The 3,523-nt window shown below is 52.6% G+C and carries 2 rRNA genes (1 of these 2 only partly in view); both read left to right on the plus strand.

The window, feature by feature from the left end:
• Positions 1-2,793: ribosomal RNA gene (locus tag ACIPR8_RS19970) — 23S ribosomal RNA — on the plus strand; it begins 85 nt to the left of the window's first position.
• Positions 2,794-2,916: 123 nt separating this feature from the next.
• Positions 2,917-3,031 (plus strand): 5S ribosomal RNA (gene rrf, locus ACIPR8_RS19975).
• Positions 3,032-3,523 lie beyond the last annotated feature (492 nt).

Genomic DNA, 3,523 nt, shown 5'->3' on the forward strand with positions numbered 1-3,523 from the left:
CTGGCAACAAGCTTTGATCCGGTAATGTCCGAATGGGGAAACCCACCGCTTCGGCGGTATCCTGCAGTGAATACATAGCTGCTGGAAGCGAACCTGGTGAACTGAAATATCTAAGTAACCAGAGGAAAAGAAATCAACCGAGATTCCCTGAGTAGCGACGAGCGAACGGGGAACAGCCCTTAAGCTGATATGGTTTTAGAAAAACGGTTTGGAAAAGCCGGCCATAGAAGGTGATAGCCCTGTATTTGAAAGGGCCATATCAGTGAAGACGAGTAGGGCGGGGCACGTGAAACCCTGTCTGAACATGGGGGGACCATCCTCCAAGGCTAAATACTACTGACCGACCGATAGTGAACCAGTACCGTGAGGGAAAGGCGAAAAGAACCCCGGAGAGGGGAGTGAAATAGAACCTGAAACCGTGTGCGTACAAGCAGTAGGAGCTCGAAAGAGTGACTGCGTACCTTTTGTATAATGGGTCAGCGACTTACTGTTCGTGGCAAGCTTAACCGTATAGGGGAGGCGAAGGGAAACCGAGTCTGATAAGGGCGCATAGTCGCGGGCAGTAGACCCGAAACCGGGTGATCTAGTCATGCCCAGGGTGAAGGTGCGGTAACACGCACTGGAGGCCCGAACCCACTCCCGTTGCAAAGGTAGGGGATGAGGTGTGATTAGGAGTGAAAAGCTAATCGAACCCGGAGATAGCTGGTTCTCCTCGAAAGCTATTTAGGTAGCGCCTCATATGTATCCTCTCGGGGGTAGAGCACTGTTATGGCTAGGGGGTCATCGCGACTTACCAAACCATTGCAAACTCCGAATACCGAGACGGACTGTATGGGAGACACACGGCGGGTGCTAACGTCCGTCGTGAAAAGGGAAACAACCCAGACCCACAGCTAAGGTCCCAAATTTTGTGCTAAGTGGAAAACCATGTGGAAAGGCACAGACAGCCAGGAGGTTGGCTTAGAAGCAGCCACCCTTTAAAGAAAGCGTAATAGCTCACTGGTCGAGTCGGTCTGCGGGGAAGATTTAACGGGGCTAAGCACAGAACCGAAGCTTGGGGTGCATAACTTTGTTATGCGCGGTAGAGGAGCGTTCCGTAAGCCTGTGAAGGTGAGTTGAGAAGCTTGCTGGAGGTATCGGAAGTGCGAATGCTGACATGAGTAACGATAATGCGGGTGAAAAACCCGCACGCCGAAAGCCCAAGGTTTCCTTGCGCAACGTTAATCGGCGCAGGGTGAGTCGGCCCCTAAGGCGAGGCAGAAATGCGTAGTCGATGGGAAGCAGGTTAATATTCCTGCACCTCGCGTAAGTGCGATGGAGGGACGGAGAAGGTTAGGTGTACCGGGCGTTGGTTGTCCCGGGGAAAGGCGGTAGGTTTGGATCTTTGGCAAATCCGGGATCCTTTAAGACCGAGCACCGAGACGAGTCTTTTAGACGAAGTCACTGATACCACGCTTCCAGGAAAAGCTCCTAAGCTTCAGCTTACGCAGACCGTACCGTAAACCGACACAGGTGGGTAGGATGAGAATTCTCAGGCGCTTGAGAGAACTCGGGTGAAGGAACTAGGCAACATGGCACCGTAACTTCGGGAGAAGGTGCACCCTTTTTGGTGGCTCATGCGAGCTATAGCTGAAGAGGGTCGCAGTAACCAGGCCGCTGCGACTGTTTATCAAAAACACAGCACTCTGCAAACACGAAAGTGGACGTATAGGGTGTGACGCCTGCCCGGTGCTGGAAGGTTAATTGATGGGGTCAGCCGCAAGGCGAAGCTCTTGATCGAAGCCCCAGTAAACGGCGGCCGTAACTATAACGGTCCTAAGGTAGCGAAATTCCTTGTCGGGTAAGTTCCGACCTGCACGAATGGCGTAACGACAGCGGCGCTGTCTCCACCCGAGACTCAGTGAAATTGAAATCGCTGTGAAGATGCAGCGTTCCCGTGGCAAGACGGAAAGACCCCGTGAACCTTTACTATAGCTTTACACTGAACGTTGAGTTCGTCTGTGTAGGATAGGTGGGAGGCTATGAAACTGTGGCGCTAGCTGCAGTGGAGCCATCCTTGAAATACCACCCTGTCGTGCTTGACGTTCTAACCTAGGTCCATTATCTGGATCGGGGACCGTGTATGGTGGGTAGTTTGACTGGGGCGGTCTCCTCCTAAAGAGTAACGGAGGAGCTCGAAGGTACGCTCAGCGCGGTCGGACATCGCGCACTGTGTGCAAAGGCATAAGCGTGCTTGACTGCAAGATCGACGGATCAAGCAGGTAGGAAACTAGGACTTAGTGATCCGGTGGTTCTGTATGGAAGGGCCATCGCTCAACGGATAAAAGGTACTCCGGGGATAACAGGCTGATACCGCCCAAGAGTTCATATCGACGGCGGTGTTTGGCACCTCGATGTCGGCTCATCACATCCTGGGGCTGTAGTCGGTCCCAAGGGTATGGCTGTTCGCCATTTAAAGTGGTACGCGAGCTGGGTTCAGAACGTCGTGAGACAGTTCGGTCCCTATCTGCCATGGGCGTTGGAAGTTTGAGAGGGGCTGCTCCTAGTACGAGAGGACCGGAGTGGACGAACCTCTGGTGTTCCGGTTGTCACGCCAGTGGCATTGCCGGGTAGCTATGTTCGGAAGCGATAACCGCTGAAAGCATCTAAGCGGGAAGCGCGCCTCAAGATGAGACTTCCCGGGGCACAAGCCCCCTAAAGGAACCATGTAGACTACGTGGTTGATAGGTCAGGTGTGTAAGTGCAGCAATGCATTGAGCTAACTGATACTAATGATCCGTGCGGCTTGACCATATAACCTCAAGTTGCCTTGGCCGACATGACATGTCGATAGATCCAAGTGCACGCTACGTCACAAGACCTCTGCGAGACTGGCGCCTCATCCGTTTCTTTGGATGGCGACGTCCCAACCGTCTCCTTGGTGAAATTAGCGCTGTGGAACCACCCGATCCCATCCCGAACTCGGAAGTGAAACGCAGCTGCGCCGATGGTAGTGCAGCTCAAGCTGTGCGAGAGTAGGTCATCGCCAAGGTTTTATTCCCAAACCCCTGTAGCTCGCGCTGCAGGGGTTTGCCTTTTTATGTAAGCACCTGGTTTTCACCTTCAGTTGCAGCGACAACTTCAAGAAGAACTTCAAGTTCATCAAACAAGTTGTTGACAGATTCAAAAAGCCTGCTAAAGTAGGCGGCTCGCTTCAACGAGATGCCTTCGGGCGACGGAGAAGCAGTTGAGTCAACATCCTCGAAACGAGGTGTTGACGAAACGGAAAAGCCGGCTATAATGGGCGGCTCGCTACGGCGGAAACGTCGCAGCCTACGAAGACGGCGCTGAGGCCTGATTCGAAGTTCTTTGAAAGTATGCGCAGGTATCTTGTGAGGACGCCTGCAGGAGTGGATAACTGTCCATCTTGCAGACGTTTAATCAAGCAATGATTCAATTGTTTTAATGCAAGCGAAACGTTGCCAGTGGTTGAATTTCTGCAGCTAAAGTTATTGTCTTCGGACATGTAGTTTTAAGTGAAGAG

It is taken from the genome of Stenotrophomonas sp. LARHCG68, assembly GCF_052871705.1.